At 70.0% G+C, this 24,200-nt stretch carries 17 protein-coding genes (1 of these 17 cut by a window edge); 9 read left to right on the top strand and 8 right to left on the bottom strand.

All coding sequences use genetic code 11. The features are described from left to right. The first annotated feature begins 101 nt into the window (after nt 1-101). Complete coding sequence (locus tag D3869_RS19715) at nt 102-881, top strand: NlpC/P60 family protein (RefSeq protein WP_137141541.1); 780 nt, start codon at nt 102-104, stop codon at nt 879-881. On the opposite strand, the gene cobA is transcribed toward D3869_RS19715, so the two are convergent. From cobA to nirB, 4 genes are all read right to left on the bottom strand, one after another. Beyond that, a complete protein-coding gene (gene cobA / locus D3869_RS19710) occupies nt 804-1,757 on the bottom strand; it encodes a uroporphyrinogen-III C-methyltransferase (protein ID WP_137141540.1) in 954 nt (317 codons plus the stop codon). The two genes, D3869_RS19715 and cobA, sit on opposite strands and share 78 nt — an antisense overlap. Beyond that, nucleotides 1,726-4,359 (bottom strand): nitrate reductase, encoded by a 2,634-nt coding sequence (locus D3869_RS19705; RefSeq protein WP_137142016.1) that lies wholly within the window; start codon nt 4,357-4,359, stop codon nt 1,726-1,728. Before D3869_RS19705 ends, cobA begins: the two co-directional genes overlap by 32 nt. 156 nt (nt 4,360-4,515) lie before the next feature. Beyond that, complete coding sequence (gene nirD, locus D3869_RS19700; RefSeq protein WP_137141539.1) at nt 4,516-4,872, bottom strand: nitrite reductase small subunit NirD; 357 nt, start codon at nt 4,870-4,872, stop codon at nt 4,516-4,518. A gap of 6 nt (nt 4,873-4,878) precedes the next feature. Continuing rightward, the gene (gene nirB, locus D3869_RS19695) at nt 4,879-7,344 is read right to left on the bottom strand and encodes a nitrite reductase large subunit NirB (RefSeq protein WP_137141538.1); all 2,466 of its coding nucleotides are present in this window, start codon (nt 7,342-7,344) and stop codon (nt 4,879-4,881) included. Nucleotides 7,345-7,989: 645 nt separating this feature from the next. On the opposite strand from nirB, the gene D3869_RS19690 reads away from it, so the two are divergent. The 6 genes from D3869_RS19690 (at nt 7,990) to D3869_RS19665 (ending at nt 14,619) form a co-directional block, all read left to right on the top strand. Next, entirely contained in the window at nt 7,990-9,402 is a 1,413-nt protein-coding gene (locus D3869_RS19690; RefSeq protein WP_247895795.1) for a CmpA/NrtA family ABC transporter substrate-binding protein, read from the top strand. A gap of 160 nt (nt 9,403-9,562) precedes the next feature. Then, nucleotides 9,563-10,654: an ABC transporter permease gene (locus D3869_RS19685; RefSeq protein WP_137141537.1), complete on the top strand. Its 1,092-nt coding sequence runs from the start codon at nt 9,563-9,565 to the stop codon at nt 10,652-10,654. Nucleotides 10,655-10,667: 13 nt separating this feature from the next. After that, on the top strand, nt 10,668-12,332 hold the full coding sequence (locus D3869_RS19680) for an ABC transporter ATP-binding protein (protein ID WP_137141536.1): 1,665 nt from the start codon (nt 10,668-10,670) through the stop codon (nt 12,330-12,332). Between the two features lie 33 nt (nt 12,333-12,365). Continuing rightward, entirely contained in the window at nt 12,366-12,968 is a 603-nt protein-coding gene (locus tag D3869_RS19675; RefSeq protein ID WP_137141535.1) for an ANTAR domain-containing response regulator, read from the top strand. Nucleotides 12,969-13,313: 345 nt separating this feature from the next. Continuing rightward, nucleotides 13,314-14,030: a YoaK family protein gene (locus D3869_RS19670; protein WP_137141534.1), complete on the top strand. Its 717-nt coding sequence runs from the start codon at nt 13,314-13,316 to the stop codon at nt 14,028-14,030. 52 nt (nt 14,031-14,082) lie between these two features. Next, the gene (locus D3869_RS19665) at nt 14,083-14,619 is read left to right on the top strand and encodes a mismatch-specific DNA-glycosylase (protein WP_137141533.1); all 537 of its coding nucleotides are present in this window, start codon (nt 14,083-14,085) and stop codon (nt 14,617-14,619) included. 40 nt (nt 14,620-14,659) lie between these two features. On the opposite strand, the gene D3869_RS19660 is transcribed toward D3869_RS19665, so the two are convergent. Both D3869_RS19660 and D3869_RS19655 read right to left on the bottom strand, forming a co-directional pair. Further along, on the bottom strand, nt 14,660-15,541 hold the full coding sequence (locus tag D3869_RS19660) for a ParB/RepB/Spo0J family partition protein (RefSeq protein ID WP_137141532.1): 882 nt from the start codon (nt 15,539-15,541) through the stop codon (nt 14,660-14,662). Further along, nucleotides 15,531-16,550 (bottom strand): ParA family protein, encoded by a 1,020-nt coding sequence (locus D3869_RS19655; RefSeq protein WP_014197973.1) that lies wholly within the window; start codon nt 16,548-16,550, stop codon nt 15,531-15,533. The genes D3869_RS19660 and D3869_RS19655 overlap by 11 nt, the downstream gene beginning before the upstream one ends. 1,093 nt (nt 16,551-17,643) lie before the next feature. Between D3869_RS19655 and D3869_RS19650 the strand changes: the two genes are divergently transcribed. Together D3869_RS19650 and D3869_RS19645 are read left to right on the top strand one after the other, a co-directional pair. Beyond that, nucleotides 17,644-18,615 carry a replication protein RepA gene (locus D3869_RS19650; protein ID WP_014197970.1) on the top strand — a complete coding sequence of 324 codons (972 nt, stop codon included), beginning with the start codon at nt 17,644-17,646 and terminating at the stop codon, nt 18,613-18,615. Between the two features lie 144 nt (nt 18,616-18,759). Continuing rightward, nucleotides 18,760-19,995, top strand: coding sequence for a trypsin-like serine peptidase (locus tag D3869_RS19645; RefSeq protein ID WP_137141531.1), 1,236 nt, complete (start codon nt 18,760-18,762; stop codon nt 19,993-19,995). Between the two features lie 101 nt (nt 19,996-20,096). Here D3869_RS19645 and D3869_RS19640 read toward each other — a convergent pair whose 3' ends face one another. Continuing rightward, nucleotides 20,097-23,867: an AAA family ATPase gene (locus D3869_RS19640; RefSeq protein WP_137141530.1), complete on the bottom strand. Its 3,771-nt coding sequence runs from the start codon at nt 23,865-23,867 to the stop codon at nt 20,097-20,099. Further along, on the bottom strand, nt 23,867-24,200 hold the 3' portion of the coding sequence (locus tag D3869_RS19635; protein WP_137141529.1) for an exonuclease SbcCD subunit D. It continues 923 nt past the right edge of the window; 334 of the gene's 1,257 nt are visible here — the last part of the coding sequence; the start codon falls outside the window, past its right edge; it ends in the stop codon at nt 23,867-23,869. Before D3869_RS19635 ends, D3869_RS19640 begins: the two co-directional genes overlap by 1 nt.

The following is a 24,200-nucleotide window of genomic DNA, read 5'->3' as shown; positions in this document are numbered from 1 at the left end:
CGAAAAGCGTCAAATCCATAGCAAATCCCCATCTCCCGGAGGATTGTCCGGAACGGTCCTCTGGCTTGCATTCCGGCGGGGCGGGCTCTAGCGTGACCGGCATGACCGATGCACAGACCACCCCGATCCGCCGGCTCGCCGCCCCGCAGGCCGTTCTCCTGGAACAGCCGAGGCACGGCGTCCCGCAAACCAGCGAGATGCTGTTCGGTGAAACATGTACGCCGCTCGACCGGGATGGCGACTGGGTGAAGGTGGAAAACCGCACCGACGGCCATGTCGGCTGGCTTCCCCCCGGCACGGACCTGACGGAGCCGGTTGCCCCGACCCACCGCGTATCGGGACGGGTGGCGAATCTGCACCCGGCGCCCACCCACAAGGCGGTGCCGGTGGCGGCGCTGAGCTTCGGCAGCCTCGTGACCGTAGCGGAAAAGGCCGACAGCGGCTGGGTCCGGCTGGATAACGGGCTGTGGACCTTCGGCAAGCTGCTGGAGCCGGTGGCCGTGCCGCTGGACCGCGTTCCGGTGGAGACGGCGCTGCGCTTCCTGGAGACGCCCTATGTCTGGGGCGGGCGGAGCGCCTTCGGCATCGACTGCTCCGGCCTCGTCCAGGTGGCGCTGCGCGGGGCGGGGATCACCACACACCACAGCAGCGGGATGCAGCGCAACGACGGCCGGCTGGGGCCGATGCTGTCCACGGACGGGCAGGGGATGGACTACCGCCGCGGCGACATCGTGTTCTTCCCCGGCCATGTCGGGATCATGCTGGACGGCGCTACGCTGCTGCACGCCACCGTCTTCACCATGTCAGTCGTGACCGAGCCCCTGGCCGACGTCGCCGCCCGCGCGGAAGGCATCACCGGCGTCCGCCGCCCCGTCTTCTAGCACCCGTTCCTCCAGCGCCCAGCCGATCAGGAGCAGCGTCGGGCCGTCACCCGCCGCCACGCCCCGCTCCGCCATGGCGCCCAGCGTCGTGCGGTGGTGGCGTTCGTCGGGGCGGCAGCCGTTCTCCACCGCCAGCACCGGCGTGTCGGGGGACAGCCCGCCCGCGGTCAGGCCGCACCCGACGCGGCGGGCGGCCTCGCGGCCCATGTAAATCGCCAGCGTGCCCTTGGGGTCAGCCAGCCGCGCCCAGTCCGGCTCGGTCGCGTCGCCCGCGCGGGCGTGGGCGGTGACGAAGGTGACGGCGCGCGACACGCCGCGCTTGGTCAGCGACAGCCCGGCGCTCGACGCGCAGCCGAGCGCGGCGGTGATTCCGGGGATCACCGACACGCTGATTCCGACACGCTCCAGATGCTCGATCTCCTCGCCGGCCCGCCCAAAGATCATCGGGTCGCCGCCCTTCAGCCGGACGGTGCGCCGCCCGGTGCGGGCCTGCGCCTCGATCAGCGCGTTGATGGCTTCCTGCGAGTGGGAGTGCTTGCCCGACCGCTTTCCCACACAGATCAGCTCCGCCCCCGGCTGCGCCAGGGCGAGGACGCCCGCCCCGACGAGATGGTCGTAGAGGATCACCTCGGCCTGCGAAATCGCCCGCGCCGCCGCGACGGTGAGCAGGTCGGGGTCCCCCGGCCCGGCGCCGACCAGCGTGACGTGGGGCGTCCGCATGCCCGCCCGTGGGATGGCGCGGGCGACGCGGCGGGCCGTGCGCGGACGCAATGCCGAACCCAGCGCCGCGCGCAGGGCGACGATGAAGTTGAAACGCTTGCCCCCGGACCGGGAGACAAGACCGTCAAGCCACATGACTGCGCTGGGCATCGGCAAGGATCTCCTTGAGTTCGGGAAGGCAGGAGCCGCAGTTGGTCCCGGCCCGCAGGGCCGCTCCGATCTCCTGGACGGTGGTCAGGCGTTGGCTTTGGATGGTGGCGATCAGAGGGTTGACGCCGACGCCGAAGCAGGAACAGACCGTCCGCCCCTCGTCCGCCGTGGGAACCGGTGACCGGCCGGAGAGCAGGGCGCGGCGAGCGGCACCGTCGAGCGCTTCCGCCGACAGCAGATCGACCAGCCAAGCACGGCTGGGCAGCCCACCGGTCGTGGACAGGAACAGGCAGGCCTCCAGCCGGTCATGCGTCACCCAAGCGCGGCGCAGTACGCCGCGGGCCGCGTCGCTGTAATCGACCGTCGCCCCGGCGAAGCCGAACGCCAGCGCGTCGGGGGCGGGCAGGGCGCCCTCGCCGGCCAGTTCGATCAGGTGGCCGCCGGGGACGGCGCGGCGCGACCAGTAGCCGCCGTGGGTGGGCTCCACCGGGGTGCGGGCGATCAGGAAGCCGGTCCAGGCGGCGGGGTAGGGGACGACCGTCACCGGCATCCGCTTCAGGTCCGGCTGGCCCGACACGGGGTCCACGGCCCTGTCGTCCACCAGCCGCCCGACGACGCAGGAGGCGGTGAAGCGGTCGGTCCAGTGCATGGGCAGGAAGGCTTCCCCCACCCGCTGCGCCTCGGTCACGCGCAGCCGGGCCAGCGCCGTACCGATGGGGGTGGAGAGGCTGACCAGGGCGCCGTCCGTCAGGCCGCGCGCCGCCGCATCCTGCGGGTGGAGGTCCAGGCAGGGTTCCGGCGCGTGGGCGGAGAGGCGCGGCGACAGGCCGGTGCGCGTCATGGTGTGCCACTGGTCGCGCAGGCGGCCGGTGTTCAACATCAGCGAACCCGGCTCCACGCTGCGGGGCAGGGGGCGGGAGGTGACCGGGACGAAACGCGCCCGCCCATCGTCGGTGAAGAAGCGCCCGTCGGTGTAGAGACGGCGCATCGGCCCCTCACCGACCCGCCGTGGCCAGGGGGCGGGAGCGAGCGTTTCAAATTCAGCGTCGGACAGCCCGGCGAGGCCGCCGATGTCGAAGGCGCGCGTGCCGTCGTTCTCGAAGGCGGAGAGGGCGGCGTGCTCGCGGAAGATGTCGGCGGGCGTCGCGAAGGGAAAGGCGTCGGCATAGCCCATCGCGCGGGCGACCTGGGTGACGATCCACCAGTCGGGCCGTGCCTCGCCCGTCAGGGGACGGAAGGCCCGCTGGCGGGAGATGGTGCGGTCGGAATTGGTGACGGTGCCGTCCTTCTCGCTCCAGCCGGCGGCGGGCAGGCGGATGTGGGCCAGCCGCGCCGTGTCGGTGTCGGCGATGCAATCGGACACGATGACCGTCTCGCACCGCGCCAGCGCGCGGCGGACGCGGGCGGCGTCGGGCATGCTGACCGCCGGGTTGGTCGCCATGACCCAGACGGCGCGGACGGTGCCCTGCTCCACCGCGCGAAACAGGTCCACCGCCTTCAGGCCGGGCTTGTCCGCCACGCGCGGCGCGTTCCAGAAGCGGCGCAGCCGGTCCACCGACTCCGCCTCGAACCCCATATGGGCGGCGAGCTGGTTGGCGAGCCCGCCGACCTCGCGTCCGCCCATGGCGTTGGGCTGGCCGGTGACCGAGAAGGGTCCCATGCCCGGCGCCCCGATCCGCCCGGTCAGGAAATGGACGTTCAGGATGGCGTTGACCGTGTCCGTCCCCTGCGAGGACTGGTTCACCCCCTGGGAGTAGATGGTGACGGTGCGGCGGACCGTTGCGACTTCAGCGTAGAAGGCCTCGATGTCGGCCAGCGGCAGACCGCAGCGGGCGGCGACATGGGCGGGGGAGAGCGCGTCGGCACGCGCCGCCTCCAGCGCCTCGGCCAGACCGGCGGTGTGCTCCGCGACGAAACGGGCGTCGAGAAGCCCGTTGTCGGCGAGATGGACGAGCAGCCCGTTGAACAGCAGGGCGTCGGTGCCGGGACGGATCGGCAGGTGCCGGTCGGCCCCGTCCACCGCGGCGGTGCGGCGCGGGTCGATGACGACGATGCGGGTGCCGCGCGTCCGCTTGGCCGCCAGCAGCCGCTGGTTCAGGATCGGGTGGCACCAGGCGAGGTTGGAGCCGACCAGCAGGACCAGATCGGCTTCCTCCAGATCCTCGTAGGTCACCGGCACCGCGTCGGCGCCGAAGCCGCGCTTGTGGCCCGCCACGCTGGAGGCCATGCAGAGGCGCGAATTGGTGTCGATGTTGGCGGTGCCGAGGAAGCCCTTCGCCAGCTTGTTGACGACGTAATAGTCCTCGGTCAGCAACTGGCCGGAGACGTAGAAGGCCACCGAGTCCGGGCCGTGCTCGGCGATGGTGTCGGACAGGCGCGTTGCGACGGCGGCGATGGCCTCGTCCCAGGCGACGCGCCGCCCGTCCACCTGCGGGTGGAGCAGCCGTTCGCCGAGGCCCAGCGTGTTGGGCAGGTTGGTGCCCTTGGAGCAGAGCTTCCCCCGGTTGGCGGGATGGTCGGGATCGCCGGAGACGGTCACGGTGCCGTCGGCGGCGACGGAGGCCAGAACGCCGCAGCCGACACCGCAGTAGGGGCAGGTGGTGCGGATGGGCTTCCCCGCCGCGATTTCCCTCTCCCCCTCGGGGAGAGGGGAGGGTGAGGGGGTTGCGCGTGGCGGTGCGTCCGGCAAATGCGCAACCCCCTCACCCCAACCCTCTCCCCGGGGGGAGAGGGGGAAGAAGGAGGGGGAGAGTCGGACGGTGCGTTACCCATGGCCGCACCCTCCACATCCCGGACGGAAGGCGGCCAGCCCGAGCTGCACCGCGCCATCCACCACCCGCACCGGGCAATGGCCGGCGCAGCCCTCGTCCGGGCCGACCGCTTCGCCGCTGGCGAGGTCGATCACCCAGCTGTGCAGCGGGCAGGTCACCCGCGCGCCGTGGACGATGCCCTGCGACAGCGGGCCGCCGGCGTGCGGGCAGCGGTCCTCCAGCGCGTAGACCTCGTCCGCCACGGTGCGGAACAGGGCGATGTCGCCGTAGGCGGTCCGCACCACGCGCGACCCCTGGCGGGGGATGTCCTCGACCGAGCCGACGGTGATCCAGGAAATGCTCTGATCCATGTGACGTTACCCCACCTGAGCGAGCGGCGCGAATTCGTGACGGTCCACCGACCCGTTGGCCCGCTCGGCCCAGGGATCGTCCTGCGAAAAGCTCTGGGAGAAGAGGAAGCGGGCGTTGAGGGACGCCCGGCCCTCGGCATCATCGACCAGCCGGCGCTTCACATACTCCAGCCCGACGCGCTCGACCCACGGGGCGGTGCGCTCCAGGTAACGGGCCTCCTCGCGGTAGAGCTGCATGTAGGAGCCGGTGTATTCCAGCACCTCCGCCTCGGTCTCCACCTTCACCAGCAGGTCGCAGGCCCGGACATGCATGCCGCCGTTGCCGCCGACATGCAGCTCGTAGCCGCTGTCCACGCAGACGACGCCCAGATCCTTGATGGTGGCCTCCGCGCAATTGCGCGGGCAGCCGGAGACGGCCAGCTTCACCTTGTGCGGGGTCCAGGTGCCCCAGGTCATCCGCTCCAGCTTGACGCCCAGGCCGGTGCTGTCCTGCGTGCCGAAGCGGCACCATTCCGAACCGACGCAGGTCTTCACCGTGCGCAGCCCCTTGGCGTAGGCGTGGCCGGACACCATGCCGGCGGCGTTCAGGTCCGCCCACACCGCGGGCAGGTCCTCCTTCTTCACGCCGAACAGGTCGATGCGCTGGCCGCCGGTCACCTTCACCGTGGGGATGGCGAACTTGTCCACCACGTCGGCGATGGCGCGCAGCTCCTTGGCGCTGGTCAGCCCACCCCACATGCGCGGCACGACGGAGTAGGTGCCGTCCTTCTGGATGTTGGCGTGGACGCGCTCGTTGATGTAACGGGACCGGCTGTCGTCCTTGTACTCGCCCGGCCATTCGCAGAGCAGGTAGTAATTCAGCGCCGGGCGGCAATGATGGCAGCCGTCGGGCGTGCGCCATTCCAGCCGCTGCATCACGTCGGGAATGGATTTCAGTTCCAGCGTGGTGATGGCCCGGCGCACCTCGTCGTGGGTGCGGTCGGTGCATTTGCACATCGGCTTGGCCTTCGCCTCGCCCGCGTAGCCGTCGCCCAGCGTGAGGGCGAGGAGCTGCTCCACCTGACCAGTGCAGCTTCCGCAGGAGGCCGAGGCTTTGGTATGAGCCCGCACCTCGTCCAGGCTGGACAGGCCCTTCTCGGTGATCGCCGTGACGATGGTCCCCTTGCACACGCCGTTGCAGCCGCAGATCTCCGCACTGTCGGGGAGCGCCGCAACGGCGGCCTTAGGGTTTGCCGCCCCCTCGCCTCCAAAGCTCTGGCCGAAGATCAGCGTGTCGCGGACCGGCGCCACCTCGGTGCCGTCCTTCAGCATCTGGAAGTACCAGCCGCCGTCCTTGGTGTCGCCGTAGAGCACGGCGCCGAGGATGCGGTTCTCCTTGACCACCACGCGCTTGTAGACGCCACGGGCGGCGTCGCGGAACACGATGTCCTCGCAGCCCTTGCCGCCGGTGAAGTCGCCGGCCGAGAAGACGTCCACCCCCGTCACCTTCAGCTTGGTCGAGGTGACGGAGCCGGTGTAGGCGGCCTCCGCACTCCCGGCCAGCCGGGCGGCGGCGACCTTGGCCATCTCGAACAGCGGGGCGACGAGGCCATAGGTCTGGCCGCGGTGCTCCACGCACTCGCCGACCGACAGGATCGCCGGATCGGAGGTGGTCATGGTGTCGTCCACCTGGATGCCGCGCCCGCAGGCCAGCCCCGCCGCCTTGCCCAGCGTCGTGTTCGGGCGGATGCCCACGGCCATGACCACCAGATCGGCGGGAAGCTCCTGCCCGTTTTTCAGGCGAACCGCGGAAACTTTCTCTATGCCCACAATTTCAGCAGTGTCGGCGCCGGTCAGCACGGTGATGCCGCGGCGCTCCAGCTCGTGCTGCAGCAGCGCCCCGGCGGAGCGGTCGAGCTGCCGTTCCATCAGCGTGTCCATCAGATGCAGGACCGTGACGTCCATGCCCTTGACCTTCAGGCCGTTGGCCGCCTCCAGCCCGAGCAGGCCGCCGCCGATGACCACGGCGCGCCCGCCCTTGGCCGCCGCCTCCAGCATCGTGTCGACATCGGCGAGGTCGCGGAAGCCGACGACGCCGGGCAGGGTGGAGCCGGGGACCGGGATGATGACGGGGGTGGAACCGGTGGCGATCAGCAGCCGGTCGTAGGGCACGGTCAGGCCGGACATCGCCGTGACGCTGCGGTTCGCACGGTCGATCACCTCCACCCGGTCGCCGGTCAACAGCTTGATTCCGTTGGCCTCGTACCAGTCGCGCCCGTTCAGGACGATCTGGTCGAAGGTCTTCTCCCCGGCCAGCACGGGGGAGAGCATGATGCGGTTGTAGTTGGGGTGCGGTTCGGCGCCGAAGACGGTGATGTCGTAGCGGTCCGGCGCCTTGGCCAGCAGCTCCTCCAGCGTGCGGATGCCGGCCATGCCGTTGCCGACGACGACCAGCCGTTCGCGCGGAGTCGGTGGATTGGTGTGCGTGCTCATGCTGTGTGCCCTCTTGCGAGGCCGCGAGGCCAAAAAGAAAAAGGCGCCCGAAGCCCTGGAGCCTCCCGCGGGATTCCCAGGGTTTCGGACGCCGTTGTCCGGGTGGTTCGCCGTCGAACCGGCCATGGCGCCGTTGCCCTGGCCCTGATCTGCCCGTCCTTCTGGCAAGCCGCGTGCCAACACCGGCACCAAGGTATGAGAAAGGGACCGGAATGGCGGATTTCCGCCGTTTGCACGGCCCCGCCTCCGCTGGCGCGTGGCGGGAATGCCGAGACCAAAACACGCTCTTTTGTCCTGCTTCGAACAAAAAGCGGTCCGAAAGCCGACAAATTGTGCAATGCGTCACCACCAAGGTACTAGCACAAACAATAGGCAATTCGCGTCAAAGCCGCAGAAACAAAGACCTTTGGCCCGTTTCAAAGGGTCATTCAGCCTTTGGCATGGTCCTTGCGAAAGGAACGGCGGGACGCGCCAACGGCGGTGCGTCCATCCCATACGCCCAAGGTTGGGCCCCTCGGCACCGTCGCTGACCCGGTTCGACAGCCCTTCATGGCTGGAGAGCCCTCAACGGCGCGTCGCCGGTGGGGCGTTGGATCGAGGTCGGGCGTGCCGCGGGGTTCCGGAACGAGAGATGGAGCGACCGACGTGACCCGAGACGTGATCCGAGACGTGATCCGACTGCCCGCCTCCCCCCGCACCGCCCTGCTGTCCGCCGCCGCCACGCTGGCGCTGACGCTCGGGTCCGCCCAAGCCGCTCCGCTCGACGTGGAGAAGGACCAGCTCAAACTGGGCTTCATCAAACTCACCGACATGGCCCCGCTCGCCATCGCCGCGGAGAAGGGCTTCTTCGAGGACGAGGGCCTGTCGGTGACGCTGGAGCCGCAGGCCAACTGGAAGGTGCTGCTCGACCGCGTCATCTCCGGGGAGTTGGACGGCGCCCACATGCTGGCTGGCCAGCCGCTGGGCGCCACCATCGGCTTCGGCACCCAGGCCAACGTGGTGACCGCCTTCTCGATGGACCTCAACGGCAACGGCATCACCCTGTCCAACGAGGTGTGGGACCGGATGAAGCCCAACCTGCCCAAGGGGCCGGACGGCAAGCCGCTGCACCCGATCAAGGCCGACGCGCTGAAGCCGGTCATCGCCCAGTACCGGGCGGAGGGCAAGCCCTTCACCATGGGCATGGTCTTCCCCGTCTCCACCCACAATTACGAGCTTCGCTACTGGCTGGCCGCCGGCGGCATCAACCCCGGCTACTACGCGCCCAACGACGTGTCGGGCCAGATCCAGGCCGACGCCCTGCTGTCGGTCACCCCGCCGCCGCAGATGCCGGCAACCCTGGAGGCCGGGACCATCTTCGGCTACAGCGTCGGCGAGCCGTGGAATCAGCAGGCGGTGATGAAGGGCATCGGCGTGCCGGTCATCACCGACACCGAGATCTGGAAGAACAACCCGGAGAAGGTCTTCGGCGTCACCGAGGGCTGGGCCGCCAAGAACCCCAAGACCCATCTGGCGCTGGTCAAGGCGCTGATCCGCGCCGCCATGTGGCTGGACGAGAACGGCAACGCCAACCGCGCCGAGGCGGTGAAGATCCTGGCCAAGTCGGAGTATGTGGGGGCCGACGCCAAGGTCATCGCCAACTCGATGACCGGCACCTTCGAGTATGAGAAGGGTGACAAGCGGGCGGTTCCCGACTTCAACGTCTTCTTCCGCTACAACGCCACCTATCCCTTCTACTCCGACGCCGTCTGGTATCTGACGCAGATGCGCCGCTGGGGCCAGATCGCCGAGGCCAAGCCGGACAGCTGGTACGACGAGACCGCCCGCAAGGTCTACAAGCCGGAGATCTACCTGAAGGCCGCACGGCTGCTGGTGGAGGAGGGCAAGGCCAAGGAGGCCGATTTCCCCTGGGCCAGCGACGGCTACAAGCCGCTGGACGAGGGCTTCATCGACGGCATCGCCTACGACGGCCGCAAGCCCAACGAGTATCTGACGAAGCTGCCCATCGGCCTGAAGGGCGGGCAGGCGGTGCAGGGCGGCCAACTGGTCGGCGGTTGAGCGCTTTTTTCCCCGGATGACCTGCGCCGTGGTCGCGACGGGCCCCCTCCCTAACCCTCCCCCGCTGACGCAGGGGAGGGGACAGACACCCTCCCCTGCGAAGCGGGGGAGGGCCGGGGTGGGGGCCGCGGCGCCCCGCGCCAAACAGAAAGATCACCCCATGACCAGCGTGACCGAAGCCTCCACCCTTTCATCCGCCGAGGCGATGCGCGCCCGGCGCAAGGCCCGCCTCGCCCATGGCCTGAACCATGCCGCCGCGACCCTGCAGATCGTCGGGCTCGGCTGGCTCAGCCCGCTGCTCCGCATGGCCGCCGGGGACAGCCCGCGCCAGCAGGGGCGGGAGCTGTGGCAGCAGATGGGCGTGCCGCTGACCGCCCTGATGCTGTTCCTCGCCGCCTGGGCGTGGCTGGCCCCGCAGGTGAACACCAGCCTGGGCGCCATCCCCGGCCCCGCCCAGGTGTGGGAGCAGGTCGGCGTCCTCCACGCCGACCACAAGGCGGAGCGCGCCAAGGAGGCCGCCTTCTACGACCGGCAGGCCAAGCGCAACGCCGAGCTGCTGGCCAAGGACCCGAGCGCCGAGGTGAAGACCCGCCCCTACGCCGGCAAGCCGACCTATCTCGACCAGATCGTCACCAGCCTGAAGACGGTCTTCACCGGCTTCCTGCTCGGCGCGCTGGTGGCGGTGCCGCTGGGGGTGGCCTGCGGCCTGTCGCGCACGGTCAACGCGGCGATGAACCCGCTGATCCAGATCTTCAAGCCGGTGTCGCCGCTGGCCTGGCTGCCGCTGGTCACCATGGTGGTCAGCGCCACCGTGTCGAGCGACAATCCGACCTTCGAGAAGTCCTTCCTCACCTCCGCCGTCACGGTCACGCTCTGCTCGCTGTGGCCGACGCTGATCAACACGGCGGTCGGCGTGTCCTCCATCGACAAGGACCTGATGAACGTCGGCAAGGTGCTGCAGCTCTCCGGCCCGACGATGGTGCGCCGGCTCGTGCTGCCCTCGGCGCTGCCCTACATCTTCACCGGCCTGCGGCTGTCGCTGGGCGTGGGCTGGATGGTGCTGATCGCGGCGGAGATGCTGGCCCAGAATCCCGGCCTCGGCAAATTCGTGTGGGACGAGTTCCAGAACGGCTCCTCCTCCTCGCTCGCCCGCATCATGGTGGCGGTCTTCACCATCGGCCTGATCGGCTTCCTGCTCGACCGCGTCATGCTGGCCTTCCAGGCCGCCGTTTCCCACACCGGCACCCGCTGAGGAGTCCCCGAGCATGGCCATCCTTGAGCTGAAGAGCGTCGCGAAGTCCTATGGCGGGACCGAGGTGCTGCGCGGAATCGACCTGTCCATCGCGGAGGGCGAGTTCGTCGCCATCGTCGGCTTCTCCGGCGCCGGCAAGACCACGCTGGTCAACCTGATGGGCGGGCTGGCCGCCCCCGACGCCGGCGAGGTGCTGTTCCGCGGCCAGCCGGTGCGCGGGCCGGGGGCGGAGCGCGGCGTCGTGTTCCAGAACTACTCGCTGATGCCCTGGCTGAGCGTGAAGGACAACGTGGCGCTGGCCGTGGACGCCGTGCACAAGGGCAAGCCGTCCCCGGAGCGCGGCGTGCTCACCCGCCGGGCGGTGGAGACGGTCGGCCTGGGCCATGCCACCGACCGCCGCCCGAAGGAGCTGTCGGGCGGCATGCGCCAGCGCGTCGGCTTCGCCCGCGCGCTCGCCATGAGCCCGGAGATGCTGCTGCTCGACGAGCCGCTGTCGGCGCTGGACGCGCTGACCCGCGCCAAGCTCCAGGACGAGATCGAGGCGATCTGGCGCAAGGACCGCAAGACCGTCGTCCTCATCACCAACGACGTGGACGAGGCTATCCTGCTGGCCGACCGCATCATCCCGCTGACGCCGGGTCCGGGGGCGACGCTCGGCCCGGCCTTCGCGGTGGACCTGCCGCGCCCGCGCGACCGCACCGCCGTGAACCACGACCCCGACTTCAAGCGCCTGCGCGCCGAGGTCACGGCGTGGCTGATGGAGGCCGGGGCCAGCCGCGCCGCCGCCGCGGTGGACGAAACCCTGACCCTGCCGGCGGCGACGCCGATCACCGCCGCGCCGCCGCCCAAGCCCTATTTGGCCGGCCAGCCCGGCGGCCTGTCCGACGACCGCTACGTCGAGTTCAGCCGGGTCACCAAGACCTTCGCCACGCCGAAGGGACCGCTGACCGTGGTGGACGGCTTCGACCTGAAGATGCGCAAGGGCGAGTTCATCTCCCTGATCGGCCATTCGGGCTGCGGCAAGTCCACGGTGCTGTCGATGGTCGCCGGGCTGGCCGACGTGTCCAGCGGCGGCATCGTCCTGGACGGCCGGGAGGTCGACGGCGCCGGCCCCGACCGCGCGGTGGTCTTCCAGGCGCCCAGCCTGTTCCCCTGGCTGACCGCGCTGGAGAACGTCATGCTGGGGGTCGACCGCGTCTACCCGCAGGCCGGCCGGGGGGAGCGCAACGACATCGCCCGCTACTACCTGTCGCGCGTGGGGCTGGGCGACGCCATGCACAAGAAGGCGGCGGAGCTGTCCAACGGCATGAAGCAGCGCGTCGGCATCGCGCGGGCCTTCGCCCTGTCGCCGAAGCTGCTGCTGCTCGACGAGCCCTTCGGTATGCTGGACAGCCTGACCCGCTGGGAGCTTCAGGAGGTGCTGATGGAGGTGTGGGCGCGCACCCAGGTCACCGCGATCTGCGTCACCCACGACGTTGACGAGGCGATCCTGCTGGCCGACCGTGTGGTGATGATGTCCAACGGGCCGAACGCCCGCATCGGCCACATCCTGGAGGTGGACATCCCCCACCCCCGGACCCGGCAGGCCCTGCTGGAGCACCCCCGTTACTACACTTACCGGGAGGAGTTGCTGAACTTCCTGGACGGCGGGCACCACGGGACGGTGAAAGCGGCGTGAATCGGACGGCTTGACGGGAAGGGCGGAGCGGCCATGGCGAACAGACCCCTGACCATTCTGGTGGCCGGCCCCAACGCCGACGCCACGCGTCCGGTGGAGGACGGCTTGGCCGGGGCGGGGGGCGCCGGCCGGATCGCTCCCCGGATCGCCGTTCTCCATGGCTTCGCCGATCTGCCGGCCCGCATCGCCGCGCTAGCACCGGACGCGGTCGTCGCTGTTTTGGAAACATCGGACGCTGCGGCGCTGGACGGCGTCTTCCGGCTGGCCCGGTCCGCGGCCTGCGCCGTCGTCCTGTTCGCCGACAAAGCGCCGCCGGGGGCGGCGGCGCAGGCGGCGGAGGCCGGGGTGGCCGCCTTCGTCCTGGACGGGCTGCACCCCGCCCGCGTGTGGCCGATCCTGGAGACCGCGCTGGCGCGATTCGCTGCTTTCGAAACGCTGAAACGCGAACGCGACGAGGCGCGCACGCAGCTCGCCGACCGCAAGCTGATCGAGCGGGCGAAGGGCATCCTGATGCAGCGGAATTCCCTGACGGAGGAGGCGGCCTACAACGCCCTGCGCAAGGCGGCCATGAAGCAGGGCCGCCGCATCGCCGACATCGCGCAGAGCGTGATCACCGCCGCCCAGATCGAGCTGTGACCCGTTTCACTTCAAGCGCTTGAGATGAAAATTATACTGAACTGCCCGTTCGCTTCTCAGACCGGAGTGCCGAGGTTTGGGCAGGCCGGTCACAGTGCGTTCCCTCAACAATGCCAAAGCTTGCGAGTCGCGGCAAGCCGTCCAATGATCGTGGTGGCCTTCACGGCGGCCCCAACCGGACCAACGTTGCCAACGCCGGCTCAGGCGGTCTGCGAAGACGAAGCCATCCGCAACAAAACGCATTGATGATCATGAAAACCAGAGGGTCCCCGTCGCGAACCGCCCTCGCTATGATCCCGGCGCGGACGTCCGAACCGGCGCGCCGCTTGGTTCAGGGAGTGTGGCATGCTGGTCCGGCAGGGTGAACATCGCGGCGTGTCGGCGGATCGCAGTCTGGCTTGGTCGCTGGCGGGCATCGCCGGTGCCGTCAACGCCGCGGGATTCTACGCCGCCGGCCTCTACTCCTCGCACATGACCGGCACCGTCTCGACCATGGCCGATCATCTGGCGCTGGGCGAGATGGGCGCCTTCGGCATGGCGCTGGCGATCGTGGCGACCTTCATCGCCGGGGCGATGGTGTCGGCGATGCTCATCAACGCCGGGCAGCGCCGCGGCCTGTCGGCGATCTACGCCTACAGCGTCTGCCTCGAAGCCCTGCTGCTCGCCGGGCTCGGCGCCGCCGACGTCTGGCTGCACGAGCTTCGCGGCGCCGCGCTGGTCATGGGATTGAGCTTCCTGATGGGGTTGCAGAACGCCATCGTCACGCGCATCTCCAACGCCCGCGTCCGCACCACCCACGTCACCGGCATGATCACCGACATCGGGATCGAGCTGGGCAACCTGATCGACGACCTCTATCACCGCAACGGCCGGGATCGCGTCCGGGTGACGCTCGACAAGCTGAAGACGCATCTGCCGACCGTCGGCTCCTTCTTCCTGGGCGGCGTGCTGGGGGTGCTGGGCTACAGCGCCTGGGGCGCCATGCTGTTCGTGACGCTGGCGGTTATCCTCGCCGGCTTCGCCGCCCCGGTGATTGTCGCCGAATGGCGGACGGCGGAGTAGGGGCGTTTCAAATTCAGCGTTGCCGGACCCCGCTTTTCCCTGTTGACGCACCATGACCAATTCCGAAGGCCCGATCCCCGACATCATCGCCCCCGGCCTGAACGCTTTGTTCGTCGGCTTCAACCCCGGAATGCGCTCGGGCCGGCTCGGCCACAATTACGCGGGGCCGGGCAACCAGTTCTGGAAACTGCTGGCGGAGGCCGGCCTGACGCCACGGCTGCTGCGCCCGGAGGAGGACCGGCTGTTGCCGGAGTTCGGGCTGGGCTCCACCAACCTCGTGGCGCGGGCGACCCCGGGCGCCGCCGATCTCAGCCGGGCGGAGCTGCGCGGCGGCGTGCCGCGGCTGCGCGCGCTGATCGCGGAATTCCGGCCGCGGGTGATCGCCTACACGGGGAAGGGGGTTTATCTCGCCGCCGCGGATCGCGACCGGGCGGAGTGGGGGGTGCAGCCGGACAGCCTGTTCGACGGTCCGGTGGACGTCGTGCTGCCCTCGCCCAGCGGGCTCGCCCGTCTGCCCTTCGCGGAAAAGCTGCGCTGGTTCAGCGAGGTCAGGCGGGTCATCGACGCTGAAGTTGACACCCGCCGCTGACGTCAGCGGGTGTCCGTTACAAATTCAGCGTTGCGGACGGTCAGGCCAGCAGCTCGTCGAGAAGGGCGTGGAGGCGGCGCAGCTCCTGCCATTGCGCCTCGCTGAGCTGCTTGCGGTGCGCCCGCAATTCCCCGGCGTCGACGGCGGAAAAATCCTTGGCGATGCGCTGAACGGCGGAGACGAACCGCACCGCCGGGGCCGGCTGAACCCGCGCCGCCGCCGCGGAATCCGGCTCGCCGCCGCCCATCTGGGCGCGCTTGGCCTCGCGCAGCGCCTTGACCGTGCCGCCGTCCTTGATGGTGTCCCACAGCTTCCTCTGGAGGACCGGATCGTCCACCGCGGCGATCTCCGTCAGGATGCTTTTCGGCACGGAGCGGTGGCGCGTTTCAAATTCAGCGACGATGTCGGCCGGCAGACGCAGCAGCGACAGGGTGCGGGTGACCTCCGCCTGGCTGCGCCCGATGACCTGCCCCAGCGCCTCGTGCGTGTAGTCGTGCCGCTCGATCAGCCGGGCGAAGGCGCGGGCCAGTTCCATGGCGTCGAGGTCGACGCGCTGAATGTTCTCGATCAGCGCCAGCTCGTCGGGGTCGCCGTCGGTGACGATGGCGAAGATGGTCTGGCGGCCGGCCAGCCCGCAGGCGCGCAGGCGCCGCTCACCCGCGATCAGCCGGTAGTCCCCGTCGCCGAGATCCTGCACGAGAACCGGCTGCTTCAGCCCGTGGCGGGCGATGGAGTTGGCCAGTTCCTGGAGCGACTGGTCGTCGAAATGGCGGCGCGGCTGGTCGGGATTGGGGTGCACCCGGTCGAGATCGACCTCGATCAGCCGCGGGAAGTCGGCGGAGAGCCCGAACAGCGCGTCCCCGCCGCGCTGCGCCGCCTTGTCGAAAATGCGGGTGCTGGTCCGTTCGAGTTTACGAGACATGGGCGTCTTCCGCAGTCTGGAGGTGGGCGGCCAGTTCACGCGCCAGTTCGCCGTAGGCCTGGACGCTGTTGGAATTCGGATCGGCCTCGATGGCCGGACGGCCGGCGCCCGACGCCTGGGCGAACAGGGTGGCGCGCGGCACCGCGTTCAGGACGCGGGTGCGCCCCTCGTAATGCTCCTGAATCTCGCGCAGGCTGGCCTGATCTTGCGTCAAGCGGGACGAGAACATGGTCGGCAGGATGCCGAAGATGTTCAGCGACGGGTTCGAGCGGCGGCGGATCTTGGCGATGGTTTCCAGCAGCAGCGGCACGCCGAGCCCGGCGAACACCTCCGTCTGCACGGGAATCAGCACGAGATCGCTGGCCGCCAGCGCGTTGATGGTGAGAAGGCCGAGGTTGGGCGGGCAGTCGATCACGATGACATCGTAACGGTTCCGCACCTCCGCCAGCTTCTCCTTGAGAACCAGGGAGTTGTCCGGCTCCGCCACCAGTTCCGTTTCCGCCGCGGCCAGCCCGATGCTGGAGGGGGCGAGCATGACGGCGCCACCGCACACCGGCTGGAGGATGCTGTCGAAGGACGCCCCGCCGCGCACCACATTATAGATGCCCTTGCGCTGGGTTTCGATCTCGCCCGGGTCGAGCCCCATATGAACGGTGGCGTTGCCCTGGGGATCGCTGTCGAGAAGCATCACCTTCAGACCCAGCGTGGACAGCGCGTAGGACAGGTTGACCGCCGTCGTCGTCTTGCCGACGCCGCCCTTCTGATTGGCCACGGCCACCACGGCGCGCTGCATCTTGGGCACCCCGGCGTTCTGCGGCACGGCGGCCATGCCGCCCTGTCCGGCCAGAAACCCGGCGACCTGCTGGGGGATGCGCTCCGCCCCGCTTTCCCACCGGCTGATCCGGGAGCGGTCGTAGCGGCGGTTCAGTGCGCCGTTGAGCCAGGTCGCGAAGCTCAGCTGGTCCTCGGCACGCCGTTCGCGGATGGCGCGCAGTTCTTCCCCGTTCATCGGGCCTCCGGCTTTCCCTGTGTGTGGACCTTTCTTGCAAAATTTGACGCAACTGGTCAAGCCGGAGCGCGCCGAATTGCGTCAAATGGTGGGGTGAAGGTGGGTCATGCGACGTCGTATGGGACTATGGTCATAGAAAAATGGACTTTCCGCCGGCCGCAGCGAGCGGCAAAAAACCATTCCGGAGGCGAATCGACCGAGACCCCGTCAAGCCCATTTTCCAAAGCGTTACCAATTCAGCGTTGGCGGTGGGGAGTGGCTTCGATTCGACCCTTGAATCGCCTGGAGTCTGCCGTTTCAAATTCAGCGTCGTCGGCCGATTCGTGGGTTTGCGTTGGCGTTACAAGATCTGCGCGAGACTCGCCGAGTCGGCTAAGCCCTGGAAAGCCTTGGGTTTCCGAGTCGAATGTTACCAATTCAGCGTTGGACCCGAGTCGCCCTTGTATCAAATTCAGCGTTGGGTCCGGTTGACAGTTGACGGTCCTGTCCCGGAACCCCCGACCAGGGGTGATGCTCGTCCTGGTGGAGGACGGGGGTCCGGATCACCCTCGAATGCCCGGTTGGCGATTCTCCGACCCTTCCGACGTTGCGTTTTCAGCGAAGGGGGTCGCGCCAGCACCCGCGCAACCGGTCTAACCGGAGAATCCTATAGGGACTCATATAGGACATGGTTGCGAGTTCAGCGTGGATAACCGCCTTTCGTGACTCGTCTTCAGCGTGGATGAGCGAGTCCCCGTTGCGACTTCGGCGTTCCCGCCGTTGCGGAGTCAGCGAGCCGATCCGGCCGATTTCGCCCGCTGCGATTCCAACTCAGCGTGGACAAGCCCGCCCGGCTGTGGACAAGCGGCTTTCCGGCCTCGGACGCTCCGTTGGCGACGCTGATTTTGAAACGTTGGTTCGAACGTTGGCTCGGCGGTTGCCGGCGGGGAGGGGACGGTCGGGTTCGCCGATGGCCGCTTCGCTGAAGTTGAGTCAGAATCTGCAGCTTCCGTTGCAACTTCAGCGATTCGTGGGATGGACGCGCTTCACAGCCACCACATTTTGTGTTTTCTGAAACGACAGGAACGTGACCGAACGAGGCCGGAGGGGTCCCATGGCGAAAATCCACGAGCAGCTTACCCTGGAGGGATTCGAGGCGGTTCTTGCCCGCACCGAAGACCCCAAGGAGCGCCGCCGTGTGATGATGGCCCATGAAGCGCTGTCCAACGAGATGGACGCGATCGGCTATCTCCACGCCGGGTTCTGCCAAGCCTCCCTGCCGCACCGCAAGCCCAAGGACGAGACCGCCCCCTGGGTGCGCAACAACGGCAAGTACCAGCTCGTCGTCCGCCCCGGCATCCTGCCGCTGCGCGACGGCACGGTCCTGGACGTCGGCGTTCCCTACGGCGCCAAGGCGCGCCTGATCATGATCTACCTGCAGACCGAGGCGCGCAAGACGCGCAGCGCCCACGTCGATCTGGGGCCGAGCATGAGCGCGTGGCTGCGCCGTCTCGGGCTGGCCCCGACGGGCGGCGAGCGCGGCAACTACAAGCCGGTTCGCGAGCAGGTGCTGCGGATCGCCCGTAGCGAATTCACCCTGCGCACCACCACCGGCCCCTCGACGGCGGAGATCTCCGACCAGCGCCTGATCGACGGCATCAAGCTGTGGCGGGACGAGGAGGACACGCCCGACCTGTTCCGCACCGGCGGCGAGTGGGTGCGCTTCGTCCGCCTGACCCAGAGCTTCTTCGAGCATCTGATGGAACACGCCGTCCCGCTGGACGAGCATGCGATCGCCAAGCTGAAGAATTCCGCCCTGGCGCTCGACGCCTATGTGTGGCTGGTCCACCGCCTGCACCGGCTGGACAAGCAGACGGTGGTTCCCTGGCACGCGCTGTCGCAGCATTTCGGCTCGGTCAGCGAGCACCGCGTCCTGGCCTTCCGTCTCAAGGAAGCGTTGAAGGACGTCATGGCCGTCTATCCCGACGCGAACATCGAGCCGACTTCCAAGGGCCTCGTCCTGCGCCCCTCGGCGCCGGCGGTGCCGTCCAACAAGCATCTCGTCCTGCGCCCCGTCCGCGGCTGAGGCGGAACGGGTTGAGCGCCGCGGACGGAATCGTCCTTAACGCGACGCGGGCTGTTGAAAAAGGCCCCTTGGGCGTGACATTGTCGATCGGTTGCAACCATCCAGTGCGATTGCGCCCCGGATGCAGCGGAAGGACCGATCTCAATGTCCTACAAGGTCGATGACGATCAATATCCGGCGCGCGCCGTGGTATCCATCGAGGCCAGTTGGGGAAGCCGCACCTACATCGGTTCGGGCTTCCTGGTCGGTCGCAACGACGTCATCACCGCCTCCCACGTCGTCTACAACGCCGCGCTCGGCGGCAAGCCCAGCAGCCTGAAGATCTACCCGTCCTACAACCCGGGCAAGTCCGACAACAAGGCTTACGGCGTCGCCAAATCGCAGTTCTTCACCAATTTCGATCCGGACTCGGACGGCAAGGTGATCACCGGCGATTTCTACCGCGCCACCCAGAGCGGCTCCGAGATCGACGTCGCGCTGCTGACCCTGTCCGAGCCCATCGGCGACCCCTACGGCTATTTCGGGATCGACTGGAACTTCAGCGGCGGGGCCGTCAGTGTTCTGGGCTATCCCGCCAAATACGATCGCTACGAGATGTACGACAGCGGCTCGATCCGTCGGTCGAACGTCGATACGGTCTACTATGTGAACCCGGATCTGGAGATCAATCCGGGCAACTCCGGCGGTCCGATCTATTACAGCGCCGGAAACAACGTCTTCGCCGTCGGCGTCGTGTCGACCGCCGTCGGTGCCGCCTCGCTTGGCGGCCACGCCTATTGGCTGAAGGACGCGCTGACCGCCAACGACTCCTACATCTCCTCCAGCGCCCCCCCGCCCGACACGCAGCGGCGGGCCTTCGTGAACAACGGGGTGTCCGGCTGGGAAGTGCAGATGGAGATCTATGTCGGCCCGCTGACCACGCTGAAGAACATCTATCTGGGCACCAAATCCGTCGAGGCGGTGATCGGCAGCGTGCTGGGCGACTTCATGAATCTGGGCGGCGGCGATGACGCGGCGGACGGGAAGGACGGCGACGACGTGCTGGACGGCGGCACCGGCTCCAACTTCCTCACCGGCGGAGCGGGCAACGACACCTTCTTCCTGGACGGGCGGGGCACCGGGGTGACCTGGTCCACCATCACCGATTTCGAGCCGGGCGAATGGACCACCGCCTGGGGATGGAGGGAGGGGGTGTCGACACTCACCTGGGAGGCGATGAAGGGCGCCACCGGGTACGAGGGCGCCACGGCGCGCATCGACTTCGACGGCAACGGCACCATCGACGGCAGCATCACCTTCACCGGCAAAGCCGTCGGCGCGGTCATCACCATGCCGGGGCAGGTCGGCGCCGACAGCTATCTGGCCTTCCGGCTGGCCTGACCGACGGCCTTTTCCATCACAAGGACGCAGAGACACGGAGGAGGGCGCGCCTCCGTGTCTCCTTGCTGATCCCGTGGTGATTCCAGGCGGCCCGGAGCACCCTACAGCGGCAGCAGCAGTTCCCGCTCCGCCGCGGCGTCCGGCGACGGTGCCGCCAGCGTTCCGCGGGTGACCGTCACGGCGCTGCGCCCGCCGCCCTGCGGGATGACGCGCACCTGCACGCCGATCCGCTCCACCAGCGCCGGGACGTGGCTGATGACGCCGACCTGCCGGCCGGTGGCCTGGAGCGCCTCCAGGCAGGACAGCGCCAGATCCAGGCTGCCGGGGTCCAGCGTGCCGAAGCCCTCGTCGATGAACAGCGTGCCGATCCCGCCGCCGCCGCTGCCCCCCGCCATGGCCGACAGGCCGAGCGCCAGGGCCAGCGACACCAGGAACATCTCGCCCCCCGACAGGCTGTGCACGCCGCGCCGCTCGTCGCCCATCTCGCCGTCCACCACCTGGATCTCCAGGTCGGCCCCGCCGACCCGCTCCAGCCGGTAGCGGCGGGCGAGATCCGCCAGATAGCGGTTCGCCTGCACCAGAAGCAGATCGAGGCTGAGGCTCTGGGCGAAGTTGCGCAGCTTCCGTCCGTCGGCGGAGCCGATGAGCTGCGCCATGGTCGCCCACAGCACCTGCGCCTTGCGCTGCGCCTCCACCCGGTCGAGCACGGCGGCGAGGCGGCCGCGGTTCTCCGTGTCGGCGCGCAGCCGGGCCTGGGCCTCGCCCAGCCGACCGCGGGCTTCCTGCAGGCGCCGGGCCGTCTCGGCCACGGCCGCGCCGGCTTCCTCGGCGCCGAGGGCGGGATGTCCTGTGGCGTGGAGCTCCTGCCGCGTCCGCGTCCGCTCCGCCGCCCGAAGCGCGTCCTCGCGCCGCGCCGACTCGAGGGCGGCCAGCGCCCGCTCCTCCCCGGTCAGCCACTCCTCGTCGCGGACCAGATGGGCGCGCGCCTCCTCCACCGTCACGCCGCAGCGCTCCGCCGCCGCGGTCAAGGCATCGGCCGCCGCTTCCGCCTCCGCGGCGCACCGGCGGGCGGATTCGCCGCGGGTGGCGACGGTCTGCTCCGCCCCCGACAGGCGGGCCGCCGCGTCCTGCCGGGCGACGGTGGCCTGCTCGACCAGGGCCTCGGCGCGCTGGCAGGCGTCAGCCAATTCCTTCTTCACCACGGCCACCGGCCGGCCGCCCAGCAGGGACGCCCGCGCCGCGCGCCGATCCCGCAGAGCCGCCGCCAATCCCTCGCACCGCCGTCGCGCCGCCTGCTCGGCCTGCCGCGCCCCCTCCAGCTCAGCCGCCTTGGCGCCGGCCTGCCGTTCCAAGGCCTCCACGTCGCGCCGCGCTTGGGCCAACCCCTCGCGCTGGCGCAGAACCTCGGCGACCCGCCCGCCGACGCTCTCGCGGAATCCGTCGGGGTCGCTGTCCAATGCCTCGTCCCAGCCGGTCAGCCCGGCGAAGGGTTCGGCCAACTCCACCCGCGCCGCCGCCCGCGTGTCCGCCGCCTGATCGCGCCGCGCCACGGCCAGGGATTCGGCGTGGCGGGCGGCGTCGCGCTGGCGGCTCCGCGCCTCGATCGCCCGCTCCGACTCGGTCAGCGCCGCGTCCCGCTCGCGGCAGGCCTGCACCGCGGCGTCGATCCGCGCCTTGTGGTCCAGCGCCCTGGCCTCGGCCTGCCCGGCCTCCGCCAGTTCCGCGTCCACGCCGGCCAGCCGCCGGGTGACGGTCTCCGCGTCCGGTTCGGCGGGCAATCCGAAGGCCGGCGCCCGCTCCGTCCAGCGCTCCAGCGTGGTCGCCCGCTCCACCGCCAGGGCGGCCAGCCGTCCATCCAGGGCCGCGGCCCGCTCGCGCGCCGCCTTCGCGGCGGCGGTGTGGGCGCCTTGCTCCGTGGCCAGCCCGGTCACCTCGGCGCGCAGGGCGGCGACATGGCGTTCCTGTTCCTCGGCAAGCCGGTCGAGCGGCGTGTGCCCGGCCCCCCAGGGATGCTCCGTGGCGCCGCAGACCGGGCAGGCCTCACCGTCCGTCAATTGAGCGCGCAGCGACGCCACATCCTCGCTGCGGGCGAGGCGGAGGCGGTGCAGGGTGGCCTCGGCCTCCGCCAACGCCGCCCGGCGCTGGTCCAACCGCGCCATCGCCACCGCCGCGCGGGTCTCCCCGTCCGCTGCGGCCGTGCGCCGCTGCTCCCGTTCCGCTTCGGCCTCCGTGGCGTCCGCCGCCAGCCGCGCGGTCCGCTCCGCCAGTTGGGCCAGGGCGGACAGCCCGTCGCGGCGTCCCGCCAGCGCCGTGCGGCGGTCGCGCAGGGCGTCCAGCGACTCCACCGCCTCCGCCTTCAGCGCCTTCAGCGCCCGCTCGGCCTCGTCCCGCTGCGCTTTGGCGTCCCGCCGGACGGCGGACAGGCGGGCCAGCTCCGCCTCGTGGGCCATGGCCTCCGTGGCGGCGCGGCCGGCCTCCGCCTCCGCCTCCCGCACCATCCTTGCCGAGTCGCGGTGGCGCAGCAGCAGCGCGTCCCAGCGCGCCCACTGATCGGCCACCGGCAGCAACGCCGTCTGACCAGCCAACCAGCCTTCGCGTTCCGCCGAATCGGTGCGGGCCTGTTCCAGCGCCGCCTGGATGGCGCTGCAGCTCTCCCCAATCCCCTTGGCATCCGCCTCCGCCGTCGCTGCCTCCGCGAGCGCCCCGGCCTGTTGGCCGGCCAGCGCGTTGATCTCGGCGTCCAGGGCGGCGGCCTGTTCCAACTCGGGCTCGGCGGCGTTGATGGCGCCGCGGGCGGCCTCGTAGGCGCCGCGCACCTCGCGATGACGGGCCTCCGCCTGGACCAGCCGGTCCTGCGCCTCCGTCACCGCGGCGTGGGCGCGGCCCAGCGCCTCCCCGGCCTCCGATGCCGCCGCGGCGCAGCGGTCCGCCTCGCTCAACCGCACCCGCAAGGGCTGGAGCCGGCGCAGCAGCGCGGCCTCGTCCCGCCGCGTTCCGGCCTCCTGCCAGACCGCTTCGGCCCGTGCGCTCGCCGCCGCGGCGTCCGCCTCCGCCTTGGCCAGCCGGGCGTCCTGCTCGTGCCAGGCGACGGCGGCGCGGGCCTGCTCGAACGCCGTCTCCTCCTGCCGGACCGCCTCGGCCGCCGCTCCGGCCTCGGCGTCCAGGGCGGCGCGTGCGTCGTCGGTCAGCACGCCGATGCCCGCGCCTTGCGCCTCCAGCGCCTCCAGCGCCCGCTGCTCCTCGCGGGAGCGCTCATGCGCGGCGACGGAGATGCGGGAATAGATCTCGGTGCCGGTCAGCAGCTCCAGCAGGGCGGAACGCTCGGTCGCCGGGGCCTTCAGGAAATTGGCGAAATCGCCCTGGGCGAGCAGGACGGCGCGGCGGAACTGCTCGAAGCTCAGCCCCAGCCGGGTGGAAATCTCGTCCAGCACGCTGGTCTTGCCGTCGCCCAGCCGCTTGCCGTCCGCCAGCGCGGTCAGGCTCATCGTCTGCTTCTGCAACTGGCCGCGCGCGTTCTGCCGCGCCCGCCGCAGCTCCCAGCGCGCCCGGTAGGCGGCGCCGTCGATCCCCGCGAAATCCACCTCGGCCCAGCCGGACCCGGCGCCGCGGCGCAGGACGCTGCGCACATCGGTGGTGCTGATGGCGTCGGTGTCGCCGCTGGCGCCCAGCGCCACGCCGCGCCCGTCCGGCAGCCGCGGCATGCGGTCGAACAAGGCGAGGCACAGCGCGTCCAGGATCGTGCTCTTGCCCGCCCCGGTCGGGCCGGTGATGGCGAACAGCCCGGCGTGGCGCAGCGGTGCGCCGGCCAGCTCCACGGCGAAGGTCCCGTCCAGGCTGGCCAGATTGCAGCCGCGAACCGCCAGAATCCGCATCACGCACCCTCCTGAACGGTCGCGACCAACTCGTGAAAGGCGGCGAGCAACGCCGGGTCCGGCTCGCCCTCGTGATGGCGGCGGTAGAGCCGCAGGAACACGTCCTCCGGCGCCAGATCGGCCAGATCGGCCAAAGGCACAGACTCAGCCAGCGTCTCGCCGCTGCCGGTCAGCCGCAGGGCCAGCTTGACCAGCCGCGCCGGGCGCCCGGCCAGAGCCGCGACCACCTCCTCGCGCAGGGCCGGCCGGGGCGCTGGCAATTCGACCGAGACCTCTATGTAAGGCCAAGCCTCGCGCGGCAATTCCTCGTCCAGCTCCAGAGCGGCCAGCGCC

It is taken from the genome of Azospirillum brasilense, assembly GCF_005222205.1.
Taxonomy (GTDB): Bacteria; Pseudomonadota; Alphaproteobacteria; order Azospirillales; family Azospirillaceae; genus Azospirillum; species Azospirillum brasilense_G.
This window is presented reverse-complemented; position numbering and strand designations above follow the sequence as displayed.

Bases quoted from the DNA above. Each gene is read 5' to 3' on its own strand.
- D3869_RS19680 (WP_137141536.1), top strand. From the start codon at position 10,668: ATGGCCATCCTTGAGCTGAAGAGCGTCGCGAAGTCCTATGGCGGGACC.
- D3869_RS19655 (WP_014197973.1), bottom strand. From the start codon at position 16,550: ATGAACGGGGAAGAACTGCGCGCCATCCGCGAACGGCGTGCCGAGGAC.
- D3869_RS19685 (WP_137141537.1), top strand. From the start codon at position 9,563: ATGACCAGCGTGACCGAAGCCTCCACCCTTTCATCCGCCGAGGCGATG.
- D3869_RS19640 (WP_137141530.1), bottom strand. From the start codon at position 23,867: ATGCGGATTCTGGCGGTTCGCGGCTGCAATCTGGCCAGCCTGGACGGG.
- D3869_RS19670 (WP_137141534.1), top strand. From the start codon at position 13,314: ATGCTGGTCCGGCAGGGTGAACATCGCGGCGTGTCGGCGGATCGCAGT.
- D3869_RS19645 (WP_137141531.1), top strand. From the start codon at position 18,760: ATGTCCTACAAGGTCGATGACGATCAATATCCGGCGCGCGCCGTGGTA.
- D3869_RS19715 (WP_137141541.1), top strand. From the start codon at position 102: ATGACCGATGCACAGACCACCCCGATCCGCCGGCTCGCCGCCCCGCAG.
- D3869_RS19660 (WP_137141532.1), bottom strand. From the start codon at position 15,541: ATGTCTCGTAAACTCGAACGGACCAGCACCCGCATTTTCGACAAGGCG.
- nirB (WP_137141538.1), bottom strand. From the start codon at position 7,344: ATGAGCACGCACACCAATCCACCGACTCCGCGCGAACGGCTGGTCGTC.
- D3869_RS19665 (WP_137141533.1), top strand. From the start codon at position 14,083: ATGACCAATTCCGAAGGCCCGATCCCCGACATCATCGCCCCCGGCCTG.
- D3869_RS19650 (WP_014197970.1), top strand. From the start codon at position 17,644: ATGGCGAAAATCCACGAGCAGCTTACCCTGGAGGGATTCGAGGCGGTT.
- D3869_RS19675 (WP_137141535.1), top strand. From the start codon at position 12,366: ATGGCGAACAGACCCCTGACCATTCTGGTGGCCGGCCCCAACGCCGAC.
- nirD (WP_137141539.1), bottom strand. From the start codon at position 4,872: ATGGATCAGAGCATTTCCTGGATCACCGTCGGCTCGGTCGAGGACATC.